At 43.8% G+C, this 20,215-nt stretch carries 18 protein-coding genes and 2 pseudogenes; 13 read left to right on the top strand and 7 right to left on the bottom strand.

Translation table 11 applies throughout. The features are described 5' to 3' along the window. The first annotated feature begins 59 nt into the window (after positions 1-59). Positions 60-1,706 carry a L,D-transpeptidase family protein gene (locus VME0621_RS07125; protein WP_062457249.1) on the top strand — a complete coding sequence of 549 codons (1,647 nt, stop codon included), beginning with the start codon at positions 60-62 and terminating at the stop codon, positions 1,704-1,706. 34 nt (positions 1,707-1,740) lie between these two features. Here the strand turns inward: VME0621_RS07125 and VME0621_RS26890 are convergent, their stop codons facing one another. Then, a complete protein-coding gene (locus tag VME0621_RS26890) occupies positions 1,741-1,998 on the bottom strand; it encodes a hypothetical protein (protein ID WP_231892934.1) in 258 nt (85 codons plus the stop codon). On the opposite strand from VME0621_RS26890, the gene mepK reads away from it, so the two are divergent. Together mepK and VME0621_RS07115 are read left to right on the top strand one after the other, a co-directional pair. Then, positions 1,931-2,407, top strand: coding sequence for a peptidoglycan L,D-endopeptidase MepK (gene mepK, locus VME0621_RS07120; protein WP_231892932.1), 477 nt, complete (start codon positions 1,931-1,933; stop codon positions 2,405-2,407). The two genes, VME0621_RS26890 and mepK, sit on opposite strands and share 68 nt — an antisense overlap. 63 nt (positions 2,408-2,470) lie before the next feature. After that, a complete protein-coding gene (locus tag VME0621_RS07115; RefSeq protein WP_062457254.1) occupies positions 2,471-3,124 on the top strand; it encodes an MBL fold metallo-hydrolase in 654 nt (217 codons plus the stop codon). A gap of 52 nt (positions 3,125-3,176) precedes the next feature. On the opposite strand, the gene VME0621_RS07110 is transcribed toward VME0621_RS07115, so the two are convergent. Then, on the bottom strand, positions 3,177-3,848 hold the full coding sequence (locus VME0621_RS07110) for a DUF2982 domain-containing protein (protein WP_062457256.1): 672 nt from the start codon (positions 3,846-3,848) through the stop codon (positions 3,177-3,179). 211 nt (positions 3,849-4,059) lie between these two features. On the opposite strand from VME0621_RS07110, the gene VME0621_RS07105 reads away from it, so the two are divergent. The 8 genes from VME0621_RS07105 (at position 4,060) to VME0621_RS07070 (ending at position 12,482) form a co-directional block, all read left to right on the top strand. Next, on the top strand, positions 4,060-4,422 hold the full coding sequence (locus tag VME0621_RS07105; protein ID WP_038225886.1) for a MarR family transcriptional regulator: 363 nt from the start codon (positions 4,060-4,062) through the stop codon (positions 4,420-4,422). A gap of 388 nt (positions 4,423-4,810) precedes the next feature. Then, positions 4,811-5,905, top strand: coding sequence for a TRAP transporter substrate-binding protein (locus VME0621_RS07100; protein ID WP_006073745.1), 1,095 nt, complete (start codon positions 4,811-4,813; stop codon positions 5,903-5,905). Positions 5,906-6,012: 107 nt separating this feature from the next. Then, positions 6,013-6,555 carry a TRAP transporter small permease subunit gene (locus VME0621_RS07095; RefSeq protein WP_062457260.1) on the top strand — a complete coding sequence of 181 codons (543 nt, stop codon included), beginning with the start codon at positions 6,013-6,015 and terminating at the stop codon, positions 6,553-6,555. Between the two features lie 10 nt (positions 6,556-6,565). Beyond that, positions 6,566-7,849 carry a TRAP transporter large permease gene (locus VME0621_RS07090; protein WP_006073742.1) on the top strand — a complete coding sequence of 428 codons (1,284 nt, stop codon included), beginning with the start codon at positions 6,566-6,568 and terminating at the stop codon, positions 7,847-7,849. A gap of 110 nt (positions 7,850-7,959) precedes the next feature. Next, positions 7,960-9,309 carry a cache domain-containing protein gene (locus VME0621_RS07085; RefSeq protein ID WP_062457263.1) on the top strand — a complete coding sequence of 450 codons (1,350 nt, stop codon included), beginning with the start codon at positions 7,960-7,962 and terminating at the stop codon, positions 9,307-9,309. Then, a complete protein-coding gene (locus tag VME0621_RS07080) occupies positions 9,309-9,944 on the top strand; it encodes a response regulator transcription factor (protein ID WP_062457266.1) in 636 nt (211 codons plus the stop codon). The genes VME0621_RS07085 and VME0621_RS07080 overlap by 1 nt, the downstream gene beginning before the upstream one ends. Before the next feature lie 194 nt (positions 9,945-10,138). Then, entirely contained in the window at positions 10,139-10,615 is a 477-nt protein-coding gene (locus VME0621_RS07075; protein WP_006073734.1) for a MarR family winged helix-turn-helix transcriptional regulator, read from the top strand. Between the two features lie 295 nt (positions 10,616-10,910). Further along, positions 10,911-12,482, top strand: coding sequence for a BCCT family transporter (locus VME0621_RS07070; protein ID WP_006073732.1), 1,572 nt, complete (start codon positions 10,911-10,913; stop codon positions 12,480-12,482). 77 nt (positions 12,483-12,559) lie between these two features. Here the strand turns inward: VME0621_RS07070 and VME0621_RS07065 are convergent, their stop codons facing one another. Then, entirely contained in the window at positions 12,560-13,192 is a 633-nt protein-coding gene (locus VME0621_RS07065; protein WP_062457269.1) for a CatB-related O-acetyltransferase, read from the bottom strand. A gap of 403 nt (positions 13,193-13,595) precedes the next feature. Between VME0621_RS07065 and VME0621_RS27050 the strand changes: the two are divergent. Together VME0621_RS27050 and VME0621_RS27045 are read left to right on the top strand one after the other, a co-directional pair. Then, positions 13,596-14,324: pseudogene (locus tag VME0621_RS27050) on the top strand (cache domain-containing protein); the annotation flags it as partial. Next, positions 14,307-15,479, top strand: a pseudogene (locus VME0621_RS27045) (methyl-accepting chemotaxis protein); the annotation flags it as partial. The pseudogenes VME0621_RS27050 and VME0621_RS27045, both read left to right, overlap by 18 nt. Positions 15,480-15,524: 45 nt before the next feature. Here the strand turns inward: VME0621_RS27045 and VME0621_RS07055 are convergent. The 4 genes from VME0621_RS07055 to VME0621_RS07040 all read right to left on the bottom strand — a co-directional run bounded on the left by VME0621_RS07055 (position 15,525) and on the right by VME0621_RS07040 (position 19,958). Continuing rightward, a complete protein-coding gene (locus VME0621_RS07055; RefSeq protein WP_038222837.1) occupies positions 15,525-16,241 on the bottom strand; it encodes a 3'-5' exonuclease in 717 nt (238 codons plus the stop codon). A gap of 9 nt (positions 16,242-16,250) precedes the next feature. After that, entirely contained in the window at positions 16,251-18,140 is a 1,890-nt protein-coding gene (locus VME0621_RS07050) for a putative nucleotidyltransferase substrate binding domain-containing protein (protein ID WP_038225878.1), read from the bottom strand. Positions 18,141-18,274: 134 nt separating this feature from the next. Continuing rightward, positions 18,275-19,465 carry an amino acid aminotransferase gene (locus VME0621_RS07045; protein WP_062457275.1) on the bottom strand — a complete coding sequence of 397 codons (1,191 nt, stop codon included), beginning with the start codon at positions 19,463-19,465 and terminating at the stop codon, positions 18,275-18,277. Between the two features lie 286 nt (positions 19,466-19,751). Next, positions 19,752-19,958: a hypothetical protein gene (locus tag VME0621_RS07040; RefSeq protein WP_062457277.1), complete on the bottom strand. Its 207-nt coding sequence runs from the start codon at positions 19,956-19,958 to the stop codon at positions 19,752-19,754. Between the last annotated feature and the right edge of the window lie 257 nt (positions 19,959-20,215).

The following is a 20,215-nucleotide window of genomic DNA, read 5'->3' as shown; positions in this document are numbered from 1 at the left end:
CCGGTTGATAGTGTGATTTCTGCCATACTTAAGATCCTTGTTTGAAAGGAGGTTGGTAGATGCGAAACTGGCTACTCTCATTGTCTGTTGGTTTATTCTCTCTTGCTACAACTGATTTGACGGTTGCTGCGCCAGATCAGCTTGTCTCAAATTCGACCGAGCTAGCCTCTTATTCTGTAAAACACATCAAGCCAATCCTTCAGCAGGATAATACAAAAGGCTCAACTGAGCTTATAGAGAGTACTCAAGACGCGCTTCTCTATCCCTCGTTAGTTGACTACTTATACTCCAGACTGGATGCTGAACATATATGGAGTGGCAACGAGCTTAACGCTCAGCTAAATCTGCAACTAGATATGATGAAGCTTGCTGGCTTTAGTCCGCTGTTCCAATCAAGAGTAGAACTCCTGCAACGGTATTATCAGCAGGGCGAAGTGGATCGTTATGATAGAGTGGCTACAGATACTTTCTTACTTTATTTAAGCTATGTTGCAGCGTCTCAAGAGCTTGGTAAAGAGTGGTATTTTACTGCCGATCTAATTGAACCTCTTCCGCGTCCTTCGGCAACTGAAGTGGATCTAATGGTAAAAGCTTTCGAAGCGCAAGAAGCACTGGCTTATATCACCTCGTTCGCGTCGCCAATGTTAAAGCAAGATGGATTTGAGAATGCCTACATTGATCTAGTGTCGAAATCGCAAATGACCAAAATAGAGTACCAGCAAGTTGGACTCACGAGACTCGGTGATACGTTACCTAAAGAAGCATATTTAATTCTTCTTGAAAGACTGTCCGAATCAAATGTCTTTATAACCGCAAGGGAAGACCAGTATTTCGATGAATCACTCGACCTTGCTATTCGAGAGTTCCAGACCATTTACGGGTTAAACGATGACGGTATTATCGGTCCCAATACCATTGAATGGTTGAACAAGTCCGCGTCCGATAAACTGCGTATCTTGGCACTCAATTCGGAACGTTCTCGCTTGTGGCCACAGCAGCGCGAAAACATCATTGTCGTCAATGTGCCGAATTTTCAGCTTGAATATTGGGATGAAGGAGAGGAACGATTTGAGTCTCGCGTAATTGTAGGCAGAACCTCGCGTCAAACGCCTCTACTGGAAACTAATATGGATTCGCTTATCCTAAATCCTACTTGGAATGTGCCTTGGAAAATTATGGTTAAAGACATCATTCCTAAAGTAAAACAAAATCCCACTTACTTATTTTCGCAGCGAATTGAAATTTTAGAAGATTGGAACAATCAGGCTCGTATCGACCCTACGATGATTAATTGGCAGGAGGTTAATGCGCGGCGCTTCCCGTATCGTATGCGTCAACAAGCTGGGGAGTTAAACGCGCTGGGTCAGTACAAGTTCAACACACCCAACGCGCAGGCCATATTTCTACACGATACACCTAGTAAACATCTCTTTGATGAGAGTTTACGTGCGTTCAGCTCTGGTTGTGTGAGAGTAGAACACGCTGACCAGTTCGCTCAAGTGTTACTCGAAGCACAAGGGAAAACACTAGAAGATGTCGCAACGGATCGCCCAAATAAAGCGATAGCCCTTAAACAGCGAATTCCAGTACATATCATTTATCAAACCGCTTGGATGTCTGATGGAAAGGCACACTTCCGTGGCGACGTATACCAATACGATGCGAAACGAGAAAGTATGAACAGTGCGGCTTTTTCAAAAAATTGACACAAATTTGAACAATCTAAAAAACGCTTTCTGCTCAAAGGTTAACCGTTGCTAGCTGCAAAAATAAGCGCATTTTGCTCATTTCTGCATTTGAACTAGGCTTGAGAAACACGTATCTTGCGCCGCAATTCAGTAGTTTCCTTTCTTTGAGTAGTATGATCCAAACAAATATTTCTAGACGAGACGCCCTCAAACTTGCATTGTGTGGCGCAACTGCGTCATTGGTGCCTTCGCTATCTTTTGCAATGCCTTCCTCTGCACCAAGAACATTAGCAATGAATAACTTACACACGGGAGAGAGTCTAGAAAGTCGCTACTTTGACGGTGCTAAGTATATTCAATCTGAACTCGCTCGCCTCAATACACTTTGTCGTGATCATCGACGTAATGAAACCCATAACATGGATAAGCGTTTGTTCGACCAGATATCAGAGATTCAGAGCCTACTAGGCGTTAAATCAGAGGTGTTGATCATTTCTGGCTACCGATCTCCAGAAACCAATGCTTCATTGCGTTCGGGCTCAAATGGAGTAGCGAAAAAAAGTCTTCATATGTTAGGTCAGGCTATCGACTTTAGATTAGATGGAGTAAAACTCAGTCATCTTCATGAGGCGGCGCTAACCATAAAGGCTGGTGGAGTGGGGTATTACCCAAGAAGCCAGTTCGTCCATATTGATACGGGTCCTGTGAGAAACTGGTAACACTTGTCATTCCGCTAGCGTGATGTCATAGTCCCGCTAATTGCAAAATTAATAGGATTTATGATGAGTCTTCAATATCAAGTAGTGCCTGTCACTTCATTTGCGCAAAACTGTTCTATCGTTTGGTGTGACGAAACCATGAAAGGTGTGGTTGTTGATCCTGGCGGTGATGTAAAACAGCTAGAAATGTTGATCAAAGAACTTGGAGTCCAAGTTGAACAGCTGGTACTGACCCATGGGCATTTAGATCACGTTGGCGGAACTGAGCCACTTGCAGAGGCGCTTGATGCCAACATTGTTGGTCCTCATAAAGCTGATAACTTTTGGCTACAAGGCTTAGAAAACCAAAGCCAAATGTTTGGTTTTCCTTTAACTAAAGCGTTTGAACCCAATCAATGGTTAGATGATGGTGATACCGTAGAGTTTGGTAATCAAACTCTTAATGTTATTCATACTCCGGGTCACACTCCAGGTCACGTAGTGCTGTTTAATGAGGAATCAAAAGTCGCCTTTGTTGGTGATGTTCTCTTTAATGGTGGTATTGGACGCACAGATTTCCCTCAAGGTGACTACGCTACTTTGATTAACTCGATTAAGACAAAGTTGTGGCCGCTGGGTAATGACGTAACATTTGTACCGGGTCACGGCCCACAGTCTACCTTTGGTCATGAGAGAGCATCCAATCCGTTTGTTGCCGATGAGATTCCGCTCTACTAACAGACGTCTAAGAGAAGCGTACTGACAGTAAGCGATTAAAAGTAACGCTTCTCTAGGATAACTCTCTATCCGCCGCAGCCAAATAGCGGCGGGTAAGACCCACAAACTCGTCTGCAGACCTGTCTAAGTCGGCCTCGGCTACAAATACATCGAATCCATAAAATTCTCGCTGATAACGCATTCGATTTGCCAACATGGCGAGAAGTCCTCTGTACTCTTTTCCTTCATTGGTAACGTAAGCCTCAGAGTCCAACACTATGTCTTCAAAATTAAGTGCTGGTGAGGTTTGCTGAGCACCCAAATAAAGCAATGCACGTTGGCTTAGCAAAAGGTCGGTTGCCACTCTAGGACAGATGCCATCTAAGTAAGGTTGATAGTGTTTAAGTCTGATTCCGATCCAAGGTAACGGTTTATGCCAACCTTCTTGGTGGTGAGTGCATACGCCTATTCGTTCGATATTACTCCATTTAACGACCCAGCCCCCTTTAAATACGTGTTGCTGGAAATGAGTCGCTGTCAGTGTGAAGGTGACACGACTTTTGATAAGCATAAAGTAAGCAAAGGTCATGACTGCAGCGACGAGCGTAATAAACACCAGTGCTTGCTGCCAATTGGGGGAAAGTAGAAGAAAACTAAAACAGGCTAGTCCCCCAACTGCTGCAACGACTTTAATGGTCGGAGATTGCCATGTGTAGTTATGATTGCTGAAATGTAATGTATCCATAGTGACGACTAATTTTTTACCCTATTTGGTTCTTTATACCGATGAAGCGATAATAAAGTTTATTGTTTAAATAATAGCCATAAACGTCCTAGGTCTGCATTTTTGACGCCACTTTGTGTCAATCCTCTACAAAAGCTATCAAAATTTTGGTATAAAACGCGCTTCGAATTTTGACCACTGTCTTGGTGCAGTGAATTGGAGAGAAAACTAAATGAGACTTGCTCATAAGCGCAAAGTGCAATCTAAGTTGCAAAAGCGCGTTAAAGCGGTAGTTGCCAACACAGCAGCTGCAACAAAAACAGAAAAGCCTGTTGTAGCGAAAGCGCCTGTAGTTGAAACCGCAACTGCGACAAAAAAAGTTGATGTAGCCTTAACTCCTAAGCAGCAACAAGTGCTAGACATCGTTGCTAAAAATGCTGACGGTATCAATCCAAAAGGCATCGGCCTAGAAGCTGGCCAAGAAGAAGCGAAAGCAGCATCTTGGGCGACTGGCGCACTTAAGAAGCTTCTAGAAGAAGGCTTAGTGGCTAAAGAACAGCTTGCGGGCAATAAAGTTATCTATAAAGCGCTTTAAGCGTTCACTTTACCCATTCTCAAAAAGACCCCTTATTTAGGGGTCTTTTTGATCCAGAAGACTAAAATGCACTAATGTTAGCGACTGATGTCACAAAAGTAGCGATTGTGTAATTGGTGCCTGATAATAAATGCCTAAGTACTTTTACTATTTCCTTTTAAACCCTACATTCTTAAATTATTGATTTATCGACATTAAGGTTTTTTCTGCGGTTATTTCCTACGTATTTCTACGTAATACCAAGGTCTGATAACGCTAATTAATGGTTTTATCACTGCGTGCTCTCACTAATACCCGTTATTCAGAATTGCATCCATAGTTGTGTGGAATGTGAAACTTGGAGTCGCGACAGTGACTTCAACAGGGAACCTACTCAAGGAACTGAATAATGAGTCTAATCAAGAAATCAGTAACACGTGTCATGAAGAGCACGGCGATTGTTGCAGCAACGTGTTTAGCGTTTGTTGCAGGTACCGCAAATGCAGCCGATAAAGTTTATCGTCTAAAGTTAGCCGAAACATGGGGGCCAAACTTCCCTATCTTTGGTGACGCAACGAAGAACATGGCGAAAATGGCAGAAGAAATGTCAAACGGTCGTTTGCAAATCCGCATTGACTCTTCGAACAAGCACAAAGCGCCTTTCGGTGTGTTTGATATGGTTAAATCTGGTCAATATGACATGGGGCACTCAGCGTCGTATTACTGGAAAGGTAAAGTGCCAAATACCCTCTACTTTACGACAATGCCTTTTGGTATGACGGCACCAGAACAGTACGCTTGGTTCTATCACGGTGGTGGTATGGAACTAATGGAGAAAGTGTATGCGCCGCATAACATGATGTCTTTCCCTGGTGGTAACACTGATGTTCAGATGGGCGGATGGTTCCAAAAAGAAATCAACAGTGTCGATGACCTACAAGGTCTGAAAATGCGTATTCCAGGTTTTGCGGGCGAAATCCTAGCAGAGGTTGGTGCTAAGCCAACAAACATCGCTTCAGGTGAACTGTATACCTCTTTAGAACGTCGTACCATCGATGCACTTGAGTGGGTGGGACCATCACTAGACCTTCGTATGGGCTTCCACAAAATTGCGCCTTATTACTACACCGGTTGGCATGAGCCAGCAACAGAGCTGCAATTCCTAGTAAACAAACGTACTTGGAACAAACTTCCTGACGATTTGAAAGCAATTCTACAAATCGCTATGAAGACAGCAGCGTACGACATGTACATCCAATCGACTCACGAAAGTGGCAAAAACTGGGCGACTATCCAAACAGATTACCCAGACGTGAAAGTTAAAGACTTCCCACGCGAAGTAATGGATGCACTGCGTGATGCGAATGACAAATTGCTAAAAGAGCACGCAGCTAAAGATGAGATGGCAAAAGAAATCCAAGCTTCTCAAGCCGCTTATCTACAGCAAGTACGCTCTTGGACCGATATTGCGTCTAAAGCTTACCTAAACAAGTTCGACAATTAATACCCCCCTTTAAGTGGCGCGGCTCCTGCGCCACTTTTTCCCAAAAAATGGTCATACGCCCTTAACTAAAACAATGAACTAAATATGGCGGATAGGCGGAAAGTTGTATGCGTAGTTTAATTTACATTGAAAGACTGTTTAACAAGGTAGCGGATTTGCTAGGCTGGTTATCCAGTATTTTGTTTTTGCTCTTATTGGTGAATGTTGTTTATGACGTAGTGATGCGCTACGTATTTAATGATGTTTCTATCGCCTTCCAAGAAATGGAATGGCATTTATTCTCGGCGGTGTTTTTACTGGGTGTCCCATACGCAATTAAAGCGGGCGGACATGTACGAGTAGACGTGTTCTACGAGCGTTTATCTATTAAAGCTCAAGCCATCATCGACCTACTAGGCACTTTTGTTTTTCTTTTCCCATTTTGCTTATTGGTCGCTTGGTTCGGTATCGATTTTGCCAAAGAAAGTTACGCGCTAGGAGAGACCTCTGGTGACCCTGGTGGCTTACCTTACCGCTGGATCATCAAAGCGATGATTCCTCTTTCATTCTTCTTTATGGCGATTGCTGGTGTTGGCTTGGTTCTGCACTCATTGAACAAACTGTTCAATCCACACCTCATTTACGCTAAGTCTTCCGGCTCAAACGAATAAGGACATTCTCATGATCGGTATTGTGATGTTTTTTGTAGCCTTATTCGCGCTACTACTCGGCTTTCCTGTTGCTTTCACTTTTGGCGGCATTGCGCTGATCTTCGGTGTGTGGGCGGAAGGGATAGAAATGTTTGCGTTTATGCCATATCGGATACAGTCCATTATGGAAAACACAGTATTAATGGCTGTACCTCTGTTTGTTTTTATGGGGTTAGTTTTACAAAAGACTCGACTAGCTGAACAGCTTCTTGAGTCGATGGGTCGTTTGTTTGGTGGTGTTCGTGGTGGTATTGCTATTTCAACGGTACTCGTGGGTGCATTGCTTGCAGCATCTACGGGTGTTGTAGGAGCATCGGTCGTCGCCATGGGGCTTATCTCACTGCCAGTGATGCTCAAGTACAACTATGATAAAGGGTTGGCCTGCGGCACTATTTGTGCGTCGGGTACTCTAGGGCAAATCATTCCACCATCCATCGTGCTTATTCTTTTGGGTGACGTGTTAGGTGTACCAGTAGGGGATTTATTCCAAGCGGCGTTATGGCCGGGCTTTGTCTTAGTTGGCGCTTATGTCGCTTACATACTCATTTATGCAAAGCTAAACCCAGAGAGTGCCCAACCGATTCCAAGAGATGAAACTATTTCACGCTCAGAAGAAGTAAAAACGGCGCTGAAAGCGATTATTCCACCGCTAGCACTGATTGTTGTGGTATTAGGCTCTATCTTTGCCGGTATTGCGACGCCAACGGAGTCTGCTGCTCTCGGTGGTGCGGGTGCTATTGTTCTATCACTTATGTATCGCCAATTCAGTTGGGGCATGCTCTATGATGCGTCCAAAGAGACGGTGAAAGTGACGGCAATGGTATTTGCGATTCTACTTGGTGCAACGGCGTTCTCAATGGCGTTTACTTATACTGGTGGTGATATGCTGGTAGAGGAGTGGATGCTTGAACTGCCTGGTGAGAAATGGGGCTTCCTAATCATTACCATGGTGGTGATATTGATTCTTGGTTTCTTTATCGACTTCGTAGAAATCTGTTTCATTATCGTACCGATGATTGCCCCTGTGGCAGAGCTAATGGGTATCAATATGACGTGGTTTGCTATTTTGATTGCGATGAACCTGCAAACATCGTTCTTAACCCCACCATTCGGCTTTAGCTTGTTTTATTTGAAAGGCGTAGCCCCTAATGGCGTGACCACAAGAGATATTTACCGAGGTGTAATGCCATTTATTGCGATACAAATAGTCGTCTTAGCGTCGATACTTATGTTCCCAGAATTTTATGGAATGTGATCGGAGCTGCGTTAGCTCGGCATAGTGGTTCATTTCTATTTTAGACATTGCTACTGTTTACAATAGGAAACAATAAGCTACATCCAATGCAGCTTAGAAAAAGGACTTCTATGCCGCTCAAAGCAAAACTTATCTTACTGACACTCATCCCACTTATCATTGTGACGGCGAGTGTTAGTTGGATAACTCTTCATCAAGCAAAAGCCCTCGGAGAAAATGAAATTAACATTTTCCGAGAGAGCCTTATTCGCTCAAAAGAATCTGCTCTTAAAGATAGCGTCGAAATGGCCTTTGATGCTATTGAGCAAGTCTATAACAACTCCTCATTAACTGAAACTGAAGCCAAAAGCCAGGTCAAAGAAACGCTCAATCGTCTACGTTATGGAACCGATGGCTACTTTTTTGCCTACGACAAAAACGGTACCAACCTTGTCCACCCAATTCTTCCGCAGCTTGTCGGTCGAAACTTGTTAAAACTTCAAGACCAAGATGGTGATTACCTGATTGAAGCTCTGTTGTTTCAAGCTCAATCAGGAGGGGGCTATCACCAGTACTTATGGCAAAAACCTTCTACTGGAGAAACGGTCACCAAACTTAGTTATGCAGCTTGGCTGGATAAGTGGGACTGGATGATAGGGACCGGGCTGTATATCGAAGATGTGGCGCAAGAAGTGGCAATATTGAGGGCCGCCATTGATAACAATATCGAGACCACGATATTTTCTATCGTGACAATTTTCGCAGTAACAGTAGCGGTGATTATTGTACTGACTTTAGCGGTTAATTGGCACGAACATAAATTAGCTGATAAAAATCTAAAAGAGCTCGCCCATAAAACGGTGATGTTTCAGGAGGATGAACGTAAGCATTTAGCCAGAGAGCTTCATGATGGGGTAAATCAATTGCTGGTGTCGAGTAAATGTCATCTTGAGTTGATGGACACGAGAAGCGTTGATGATCGTTCTATGGGGCACTTACAGCAATCTCAATCTTCATTGTCAGAAGCAATAATGGAAGTTCGTCGAATTTCCCATCACTTACGTCCTAGTGCTTTGGATGATATAGGTTTGGAAGCAGCGATTACCACTCTCTTGCAAGATTTTAAAACTTACTCCATGGCAAGTACTGAACTGGTTTTAGACTCCAATGCCTCGAAACTCAAATCTGAAGTGGCGACTACACTCTATAGAGTGGTTCAAGAGTCTCTTAATAATATCGAAAAGCATGCTCAGGCGACCAAGGTCACCGTGTTCTTGAAGCAATTTGGCGGTGTACTACAGTTGATCGTCACCGATGATGGAGTTGGATTTGATGTTGGAAATGCGATGAATAGCCGTGGGATTGGATTAAGAAACATGCGCGAACGAGTGGAATTCATCGGGGGAGAGTTCGAGCTGATTAGTGAATATGGAAAGGGAACAGAAATTACCGTGTTGTTAAAGGTAGAGGAGGCAGTGTAATGGATGCCAAGATCCGAGTCGTCATTGTCGATGATCATCAGGTTGTTCTTGAAGGTTTTATGGCTAGGCTAGAGCGGGAACCGGAAATCGATGTGGTTGCAACTGCAAGCAATGGTGTAGAAGCTATTGAGGTTGTCAAAAGCACTTTGCCGGATGTGGTCTTAATGGATGTAAGTATGCCGATAATGAACGGCATTGAGTCCACGCAAATGCTTAAAGAAGAGCTTCCCAATATCCGAGTTCTAATGTTAACGATGCATGATAATCGTGAATACATTATGAAGGTAATGCAGGCAGGAGCGGTAGGTTACATGCTAAAGGAAATCTCCGCAGAGAAAATGGTGCAGGCAATTAAGACTGTGCATCAAGGGTCGACCTACTTTTGTGAGTCAGTCACCCAAACATTATTCTCTCAAGAGATTACCCCTGTCGTAGCGAAGTCCAACCCATTGAGTCGACGTGAAGAGTCTGTGCTCAAGCTAGTAGCTCAAGGTTGTAGTAGTAAGAAAATAGCTCAGATGTTAGACATCTCCTATCGAACGGTGGAGACTCACCGTCAAAACATCAAACATAAACTGGATCTACATTCGACGGCAGAGTTGGCAAAATACGCTCTAGAAAATGGTTTGTCGTAGGGTGCTTAAACGACTTGGTTTAATATGCTCCTAACGAGCATAAAATAGGCGTGAAGCTAGATTTAGCGAGGGTTTAGGTTGTTTAAGTGGACAAAAGCTGTGATCAATTGAGACTTTTACTAAAATCACGACGCATTCTGTTTCGCGTTCTGTTATAAAGAGCGCGCTAACTCTTTGAAAGACTGGATTGGAAATTGGAAAAACACGAAGAAGTATTGGTGGCGTTACGCCAGATTATCCGCGCGATTGACCTACACTCTAAAAAGCTTAAGAAAGAGTGCGGCTTGACGGGGCCTCAGCTTATTTTGATGAAAGCTATCAAAGATATGGGTGATGTGACAATTCGTGAACTTTCAAACTCAACCAATATCAGCCAAGCCACGGCAACGACGATCATCGACCGTCTTGAAGCTCAAGATTATGTCCAACGTATTCGGAGTCAGCAAGACAAACGCAAAGTGCACGCAACACTGACTGAGAAAGGAGAGGAAGTATTGAAAGATTCGCCTTTACCACTTCAGGATAGCTTCGTTCAGAAATTTCAGCGTCTAGAAAGTTGGGAGCAAACTTTATTGCTGTCGTCGATCCAGCGTATTTCGTTGATGATGAATGCCGACGATATTGACGCGTCTCCAGTTCTACAACTCGATAGTAATATTTCAAAGAACTAGTATTTTATTGGAATAGTGGCCTCATCAATTTGGGGCCATATGTCTCTCCTATTTTGGCCCTTAAACTCCCGCTCACTCCGATTTAATTCGAGTTCTAATTGTTAATTGTCTCAGTTCTATTTGGTACGAATTGTCTGACTTTCCTAACATTTTGTGAAATTCCGCTTATAATTTGGTAAAATACAGCGTTTGCAAAGCAGATATCGTTAAGGGTCAGCTGTTCGTTGTAGTCCAGCATTCATAGTTTTGACCTAAAATGCTTTGAGTTGAAAGGAATGGGTCATAGAGAGGATTAATGACAAAGGGTATTGATAAGTACAGTATTGATAGTACTGACTACACTATTGGGCAAGATAATGTCCAGAAATGGGGGTTTGATGTTCACAACCCTGTCTTCGGGATTAGTGCGGGATTTATTGCACTGCTTCTCTTACTAACCGTCATTGTTGATGCGGATACGGCAAAATCTGCTCTTGATGGTATCAAACTAGCAATCATTGATAAATTTGATTGGCTATTCATGTGGTCTGGGAACATATTTGTTGTTTTCTGCCTAGCATTGATAGTGTCTCCATACGGTAAAATCCGCCTTGGTGGTAAAGATGCGGTCGCGGATTATTCGTTTATGTCATGGCTTGCCATGTTGTTCGCTGCTGGTATGGGTATTGGTTTAATGTTCTGGAGTGTAGCTGAGCCCGTGGCTTACTTTACTGGCTGGTTTGAAACTCCACTAGGTGTAGAGCCAAACACTGCGGCGGCAAGAGAGCTTGCAATGGGTGCTACTATGTTCCATTGGGGTCTACACCCATGGGCAATCTACGGCGTTGTTGCTCTTTCACTTGCCTTTTTTGCCTACAACAAAGGTTTACCTTTGTCGATGCGTTCAATTTTCTATCCGATTCTTGGCGACAGAGCTTGGGGTTGGGCAGGTCACATCGTTGATATTCTTGCGGTATTGGCGACATTGTTCGGCTTAGCAACATCTCTTGGTTTAGGTGCGCAACAAGCAGCGAGCGGTATTCATCACGTGTTTGGTGTTGAGTCAGGAATGACTTTGCAAATAGTCGTTATTGCGGTCGTAACATTATTAGCGGTTGTTTCCGTATTACGCGGTATTGATGGCGGTGTTAAGGTTATTAGTAATATCAACATGATCATCGCCTTCTTGTTGCTTATATTAGTTGCTTTTATTGGTTATGCCGTTACATTTGCCGCGATTCCTGAGACGTTGTTTGCGTATATTAAGAACATTATTCCACTAAGCAACCCTCATGGACGCGAAGATGAAGTATGGATGCACGGTTGGACTGTGTTCTACTGGGCGTGGTGGATTTCATGGTCCCCATTCGTAGGTATGTTTATCGCGCGTGTATCTAAAGGTCGTACTGTTCGCCAATTTATTACAGCTGTACTTATCGTACCGACCGCAGTGACCGTGGTGTGGATGTCAGTATTTGGTGGCATGGCTATTGATCAAGTGATTAATCAAGTTGGCTCACTGGGTACCAATGGCTTAGGTGATGTTCCATTGGCGATGTTTGAAATGTTCGATGAATTGCCTATGGGTACGATGCTCTCTATCGTTGCTGTTGTGCTTGTTTTGGTGTTCTTTATTACGTCGTCAGACTCAGGCTCTTTGGTAATCGATAGTATTACAGCGGGCGGTAAAGTCGATGCACCAGTTATTCAGCGCGTATTCTGGGCGTTTATGGAAGGTGCTATCGCAGTTGCGCTACTTTGGATTGGTGGTAATGAGGCGATTGCAGCACTGCAAGCCGGTGCGATTTCATCTGCATTACCGTTCACCATCATTTTGCTGATGATGTGTGTGAGCCTATTGCTTGGTATGAGAACTGAAAAATACTGATTGCAATCTGAGCAGATAAGAAAGAGCGGCTAATTAGCCGCTCTTTTTGTTTATCGATGTTCAAATTATGATTGCTATTAACGGCTTTCATAGAGTGTGTGAGCACTTTCAAGTGCATCGATATCGCTGGCGCTAATGAGGTGTCGTAGCGCCTCGAATTTTTCTTCACTCCATTGATAGATATTGAGTGTTAGCAAACGCTTTATGCTGTCGGCATCAAACCTATGCTTAATGACCTTTGCTGGGTTACCGCCAACAATGGAATAAGGCGCTACATCTTTCGTCACCACGCTATTCGCCGCAACTACTGCACCTTCACCAATAGACACTCCTGGCATGAGCATCGCTCGCATGCCAATCCATGCACCATCAGAAATAATGGTATCGCCTTTCGATTGATAAGCTTGTTCGACATTGTCCAAAAATGGATAGAGTGAAAACCAATCGAGTCGATGAGTGTGGTTGCCACCCATAAGTATTACTGCTTCCGCTCCGATACAGACATAATCGCCTATATATAGTTGGTCAATGTCCCATGGCGGCGACTTATGTCGAGTTTGCTCGTCGCCATGCAGGTAGCGGACGACAGACGACTCGAAACCATTGTCGTAAGCGTCGCTGTAATAACTATGCGTACCTTTAACGTGGATATTAGGGTTAGTCACAGTTTGATGGAGTAGTTCAAACCGAGTCCAATGTTTGGAGTTCATAGTGAACCTCTAAAATTAGCCAAAGTGAATGTTGAGAAATTCTCGCGAGTTTTTGAGTGCTGTCAGCACAAAAGTCAACATTAGCTAATGAATGTGAGGTTGCTTCAAGTAGGCAATGGCCTCGACAACTGCATATTGTCTTTGGTAGATCTTTAACATGTCGAGCCCTAAAGAAATGGAGTGATCAGCCGATTATAGTGGAGTTGATTAAATCTCCAGCATAATACAAATAAAAACATTGTTTGTAAAATTAGTGGGGTCAATGAAATGTCACTACAAAATGCTTATAAGTCAATATATTGGCGCTCGATTTTGCTGCTGAATATGTATATTATTCGCACGCCACGTAGTGGTTAACAATAAAAATAACAACCAAAATCCGAAAAAGACAGAATAATAAACTATGAACTTATCATTAAGACAAAAGCTTATTGCTGCCACACTCAGTGCGGTGGTGCTCATGGCGGTCGCGTTGACCATTCTTGCCGCTAATCAATTATCCTCGCAAACTAATGCTGCAATCAGTGCACGTGCGAACAACGTCTCATACGCTGCTGTAGAAGGCATTAAAAACTGGGTCGATATTCGCAAAACTATCGCCACTGCGTTCAACGGTTTTGTTGATCAAGAGGATAAAGTTCCATATTTACAGCAAGCTCGCATCGCGGGTGGCTTTGACGACATTTTCTTTGGCACTCCAACTGGCGAAATGTTCCGCTCTCACCCTGAGCGTAATCGTGCTGATTACGATCCTCGCACCCGTCCTTGGTATCAAGAGGCTCAAGCTGCGAATAAACAGATTATTACTGAGGCCTATCAAGATGCCATTACCAATGCACTATTGGTGACAATTGCAGAGCCAGTAAAACAGCACGGCCAACTTATGGGGGTCGTTGGGGCTGATGTTCTCATTGACCAATTAGTTAACGATGTAATCAGCTTAAACGTCGGTAATAATGCGACAGCAATGCTCATTGATCTGACTAATGGCACTTTCTTAGCGCACCCTAACAAATCGCTACTTCTAAAGCCTGTGACGGCATTGGGTCAGAGTTTTAATATCCAAACTATTCAGCAAAAAGCGTCCGATAACTCAATGTTGGAGCTTAAACTAAACGGTACAGAGAAGTTGATGTTCTTCTCGAAGGTTCCCGGAACAAACTGGGTGTTTGCGGTGGAACTTGATAAGGCGACAGAACTAGCGGGTCACAAAACGGCATTAACTCAACTGGTTATTACCTCTCTGATTATTCTTATTCTGGTGGGTATTGTAGCGTCGTGGTTGATGAGTTTCTTAGTGAATGACCTCGCGCGCGTGTCAAAAGCATTGAAAGAGATTGCTTCTGGTGAAGGTGACCTAACTCAGCGTTTAGAACCACGTAGTAAAGATGAAGTAGGGCAGTTGGCGAGAAACTTCAATACGTTCGTCAGCTATATGCATGAAACGGTCATGCACCTGAAAGATGTATCATTGGCTCTATCGGAGCAAGCTAAAGATACGGCAACGCATGCCCGAGTGCGTAGCCAGCGTATTCAAACACAGCAAGATGAAATCAACATGGTTGCGACAGCGATTAACGAGATGGCTGCGGCCACTCAAGAAATCGCAAGTAATGCCGACATGACAGCATCTAATTCGTCAGAAGCGGTTGGTGCGAGTAATCACGGTGCTGGCCAAGTTTCTCAAACTCAAGGCTCTATTCAAAATCTGGCGGCAGAAGTTCAAGTGGCGACAGGCGTAATTCAAGAGCTTGAGACGCACGGTAATAGCATCAATACCATTCTTTCGACTATTCAAGACATCGCTGAACAAACGAACTTGCTCGCTCTTAATGCAGCAATTGAAGCAGCACGTGCAGGAGAGCAGGGTCGTGGTTTTGCGGTTGTTGCGGATGAGGTTCGTGTGCTTAGTCAGCGTACTCATGCGTCGACTCAAGAAATTCAAAGTACGATTGAAACCTTGCAAGCAACCACTGCAAAAGCGGTGGGTATTATGAACGATAGTCGAAAACTGGCTGACACTAGTGTTGACGATGCGAACTGTGCTGCAGCGAGCCTAACGCAAATTCATGCGGCTGTTGAACAAATCAGTGATATGGCTGCTCAAATAGCTACGGCAGCGGAAGAACAAGCGTCTGTGACCTCTGAAATCACTCGAAATACCCAAGGTATACGTGATGTGTCTGATGAGTTAGCTGAAGAAGCTCAGGAAGCTGCACAGCAAGCCGTTGACCTATCTAATTTATCTCAGAAACTAGAGAAAGAGATTGGTCGCTTTAAGATCTAATCTTATTTCCCCTCTGACCAAACGTGGTCAGAGGGGAATGCAAAGTTATAGCCAAATCTCGCTAATCGTATGTTTGCCTTCGAAATGATAAGCAAGCTGAGCTTGCAAAAGTTCTGCTGTCGCGATGGCATCGGTCAGCGCATGATGAGGTGGGTAATCAGGTAAACCATATCGACGTCGGCTTTGACCAAGTCTCACAGAGTCTGCTCGTTTCCCTTTCAGTTTATTAATAATGCCTCCGGTCAGGCGCGATTGATAATCCGATTCGATTTGCATGGTATCGACAACCGGAAACTCAATGCCTTCTCCAATCATTCGCTTAAGCGCACTATTTAGAAAGCCTCTCTCAATGGGTCGATAATGGACCACGATAATTTTTCCCGCTAGCGCTGAAAGGACATCGCCCAATACTTCATCCAATGTTGGGGCATCAAGAATGTCGTTGTGAGTAATCCCGTGAATGACAACGGATTCTTCCTCAAGCTTAGCTTTGGGTCTGATGGTCCAATGCGCTGCTTGCTTGAGACGAATACGAGACGCGTTAAACGGCACTAAACCGATCGAGAGAATTCCGTCTTTGTCCGGATTTAGTCCAGTGGTTTCGAAATCCAATGCAACGAACTCTAACTCATTCAATGGCGTGTCTGCAGCAGGCAGTCCGGCAGAGTAAAATGCGCGTAGGCGCTCATCATTAACTCGTTCTGCCAAGGTCGCAAATTTGTTTGCCCATTGAACGGAAGGGGGCTGAAGTAATTTCTTAATCATTTGAACCTACTTTAACGCGTTATTTGCTTGGTAACGGAATTTGAGGAAATTTTGACCGTTACTTAAGATTTGGAACGCGTCTTTTAAGTTTCGACGCTCAAAGTCAGAAAGATTTTCAGGCTCGATATTGTTATCTGGTTCTATTCCTTGCTCTACGTCGATAGCTTGGTGGCTAATGCGTACCATAGAGATAAACTCAAGCGCGTCTTTGAGATCTCGGGCACGGCCTTTGGGTAATATTCCCGCTTCATGAATGTCGTCCAGTCGTTCAAATGAATTAGTAGAGCGAGAACCTACCGCCAACGCGTGTACTCGAATTAGGTCGACCAAAGGTGCAGTACCACGACGTTTGAGGTTGATGGAGTTGTTATGTTGACCATCTTTTTCCATCACAAAATCTTTAAAGAAACCGAGAGGTGGTTTTCGGTTTAAGGCATTTCGTGCCAAACAAGCAAGGAATCGGTTGTTACGACGGGCACGACGGACAATAAAGCTATTTAGTTGCTCGGCCCATTTCAACTTGCCGTACACACCATCGAGGTCAAAGAAGATCGATGCATTCAACAGGGCTTTCGGGTTAGGATCATCAATCCAATCAGAGAAACACGCTTCCCACTCTTTGCGAGTCATGCGCCATTCCGGATTGGTGGCCATGATGTCACCCGTGCAGTAACTGTACCCACAGTCTGCCAGAGCATCACAAATGAACTTAGCAAAGGCTTCGAAGTACTTCCCATGTTTCTTCTCATCGTAGCTGTCATCAAGAATAATGGCGTTATCCTGGTCTGTGACGACAAGTTGTTCGTCTCGTCCCATTGAGCCAAGTGCTAAGAAGCAGTATGGGATAGGCGCACTTCCGAGTTCTTCTTCTGCAAGTTCAATTATGCGCTGCTTAAAGCTTCGGCCAATGACCGACATGGCGGTTCCTACCATGTGAGCATTAGCATCTTCGTTAACTAAACGGACAAAGCTGTCTCCAACTTGTTCGGAGAGCGATTTAAGCTCTTCAACGGACTGTTGTTGGAAAATACTGCTTACCAGTAGTAACGAGTTCTGCGATTCGTAACGGACGATATCGGTAGTTTCTATGATGCCGATAGGCTGTTTGTTTTTGAGTACCGGTAAGTGATGCACGTTATAACGAAGCATGGTAAGCATGGCTTCGTAAACATAAGCATTGTGGTCGAGAGAAATCACATCTGTAGACATCACGCTACCCACTTCATCTTGTGGGTCAAGGCTCTCTGCTAGCACACGAGTACATAGGTCCCGATCAGTGATAATACCGAGGACCGGAGAAGTGTCTTCCTCATCATTGTCTACAATTTCTGGGTCAATGATCAGTAACGATGATACTTGTTCGTCCGCCATTAATCGTGCAGCGTTTTGAATGGTACTGGAACGCTCAATAGTTGGAGCGTCACGCGTTAGTAAAGTTCTTACTTTGGATGTGGTCAGGTCATTCTCATTGGTGTTGTTGGATACCGCTTGGCGTAGACGTACCGTATCCTCTACTTCTACAAAATCAGCAAATGAGTCGAAGCCGTCATAGAGCTCTTGGAAGATCTCGGCTGACAAGCAGTAAACTAACGTGTCTTCGACAGCTTTTGCAGGAAAACGGACTTTGTTGTTGGTTAGCAGTCCCATCTGCCCAAATAGGTCTCCCTCATCTAGGCGATTGTAGAGCTCTCCTTTTCGACGGTAGATTTCAACCACACCGCTGCGAACCATATAAAGGTCGTGAATATCATCACCAAAGTGGATGATGGGGGTATCTTGTCGGTAGTAAGCGATTTCCATATGTTGAGAGACATAAAGTACGGTCTCTTCTGGAAGTTCGTCAAAAGGAGGGTGGGAGGCTAGGAAGTTTTGAATTTCCAAGATTTCTGCGTCCATGTGCGGCCTTAGCTGTCGGTCAATGCTTTAATACTACACGCAGATACAAAAAAGGTCAGCCGAAGCTGACCTATTATTTATGCCTTATAGCTGCATTTGTTCAATGCTAACGTCTTGATTCTATGAGCTAGAGCTTATAGAACTGCGGCGATACCTTTACATAGTGGACCCATGTTTGACTTTGTCATACCAGCAACACTGATACGTCCAGAACCAACGATGTAAATACCGAACTCTTCTTTTAAGCGGTTAACTTGCTCTTTAGTCAAGCCTGAGAAAGAGAACATGCCATTTTGGCGCTCGATGAAGCTAAAGTCTGCATCTACGCCTTCAGCTTTAAGAGTTTCAACGAATAGTTCACGCATTTCTTGGATACGGTCGCGCATTTCTGCCACTTCTTGTTCCCATTCTGCGCGCAATGCTTGGTCATTTAGAATGTGAGTGACTACTGCAGAACCGTGCGCTGGTGGGTTAGAGTAGATTGAACGAATGATGCTCTTAACTTGAGAGAAAGCCGTAGTTGCTACTTCTTCTGAAGTCGCAACCAATGTGAACGCACCAACACGCTCGTTATATAGACCAAAGTTCTTAGAGAAAGAGCTTGCCACTAGAATCTCTTTGTTGTGTTTAGCGAACGCACGTAGACCTTGAGCGTCTTCTTCTACACCTTTAGCAAAGCCTTGATAAGCAAAGTCAAATAATGGGATTAAGCCTTTTTCTGCAACAAGTTTAGCTAATTGGTCCCACTCATCGGCAGTAGGATCGATGCCTGTTGGGTTATGGCAGCAACCGTGTAGCAACACAATGTCGCCAGCTGACGCTTGTTCAAGATCTGCAACCATGCCTGCAAAGTCTTTATCTTTAGTTTCAGCGTCGTAGTAACGATATTGAGCGGTTTCGATACCTGCAGCGCTAAATACGCCATTATGGTTCGCCCAAGTAGGGTTGCTGATCCAAATCTTCACTTCACCAAGCTGACGCTTGATGAACTCACCAGCAACACGAAGTGCGCCAGTACCACCTGGAGCTTGAGCTGTTTTGGCACGTTTTTCGGCAACGATCTCTGAATCAGCGCCGAAAAGCAGTTTTTGAACAGCTAGACCGTATTCAGCTGTCCCTTCAATCGTTAGATAAGATTTGGTTTTCTCAGTCTCCAGCAGTGCCGCTTCTGCTTTCTTAACAGTCGCTAGAACGGGAGTTTCACCTTGTTCATTCTTATAGATACCAACACCTAGGTTAATTTTCTCTGCGCGAGTGTCTTTTTTAAACTCTTCTGTAAGACCAAGGATTGGATCGGCGGGTGCTGCAACAACTTTTTCAAACATATTCTTCATCCATGTTAATTGAAGGGGCAATCAAAACGTTTGTTAACAAACGACAACAGCCTATTTATACCTTTCAAGGCTATAGGAGACAACTACATTAAAGAAGAAAACAGAAAATTATTTTGATTTGAAACAGAAAAGGACTCTAATTCATTATTTTGATGAGTTAAGTGGTCTAAGAGTTGAGGTTAAAGGAAGGGTAACTAACGTTAAGGCTGGCTTTCATATAAAGAAGGTACACTTATTGTAGGAAATGTACCTTCTAACTCAGAAGTGATATCTAACTCTATTTATCTACTTTTATTTTCTCTGTTGGAACATCTACGTAGTTGGGTTCACACAGTTCTGTATATGAGATACCTAAAGTACTTTCTGCAATCTGATTCCAGTTGCCACTGAGATAACATGGTTGGCTAAAACATCTTCCCCAACCTTGGTTGATGTATGACTGACCAAAATAATGCATACCGTGTCTAGCAGATTCGCGACTCATAAAACCTCCTGTTAGGGCCACAATGTTCATATCTACTATACATATCCAAAGGTTTGATTTGGAAATTATTCGTAACCTTTATTGATAACATGACATCATATTGATAATCGATAATTTGTGGTGGAAAGAATATTTTGGAGGGGTGGATGGGTAAAGCCTGAATGCAGATTATAGCGACTTGCAATGAAAAGAACGTGTACTTGGATGAGGCCGAGGAGAACTAACATACCGAGTGATATACTTTCATCGATATGTTA

Source organism: Vibrio mediterranei, from assembly GCF_900088415.1.
In the GTDB taxonomy this organism is placed as follows: domain Bacteria; phylum Pseudomonadota; class Gammaproteobacteria; order Enterobacterales; family Vibrionaceae; genus Vibrio; species Vibrio mediterranei.
The sequence above is the reverse complement of the archived record's forward strand: the minus strand, read 5'-3'. Positions and strand labels throughout refer to the sequence as shown.